The organism is Methylobrevis pamukkalensis (genome assembly GCF_001720135.1).
GTDB classification, from domain to species: Bacteria; Pseudomonadota; Alphaproteobacteria; order Rhizobiales; family Pleomorphomonadaceae; genus Methylobrevis; species Methylobrevis pamukkalensis.
The window spans coordinates 1-566 of record NZ_MCRJ01000314.1 but is presented as its reverse complement, the minus strand read 5'-3'; the positions used below and the strand labels follow the sequence as shown (position 1 = coordinate 566).

Annotated in this window: 1 protein-coding gene; it reads right to left on the bottom strand. The window is 60.1% G+C overall.

Annotated features, from left to right (window positions below; all coding sequences use genetic code 11):
* Window positions 1–301: 301 nt before the first annotated feature.
* The coding region (locus A6302_RS23805; protein ID WP_210183433.1) for a hypothetical protein at window positions 302–566 on the bottom strand (265 nt) is incomplete at its 5' end.

Sequence of the window (566 nt, the reverse complement as noted above, 5' to 3'; positions counted from 1 at the left end):
GAACAGAAGGCCTTCGCCTTCGCCGCGGACCGCCGATCCGCACCCGTCTCAATTCGCCCCACACCCAAAGGCGGAGACGCAAGATCCGGTGGAGCCACGCACTCAGCGCACACGGCCCCTTTTGTTATGCCCAGCTTCTGGTTAGAAACCGTGCAGGACACCCTTGCGAGCGTCCCCGAGGTCTGAACCGTTCCCTCATCCCGTCGTCCGCCGAAGCAAACTCAGGAGCGAAACCGTCCGGCGCCGGCAGCAGCACCGCCCTCGTCGATGAACGGGGTTATAGATCCACCCCCTCGAGGTGTCAACAAGCCTTCACAAAAATCGCGCACTTTTTATTATCGAATGAAATCAGAGAGTTATTCGGCACCTGCGGATGAGCCGGAGTCAAAATCCGCGGATTTCCGGGATTTTTCGACCCTCGTGTTTTCCGGACGGTCAAAAAAATCTCGAACGAATTCGCGCCCGGCCGTGGGCTCCCCGGGCACAGGCGGTTTTCAGCGGGATATGCGGCACGGCCGGTCGACGTGCCGTCGACTTGACCGATCACGAGCCGAAATCGCCGAGAG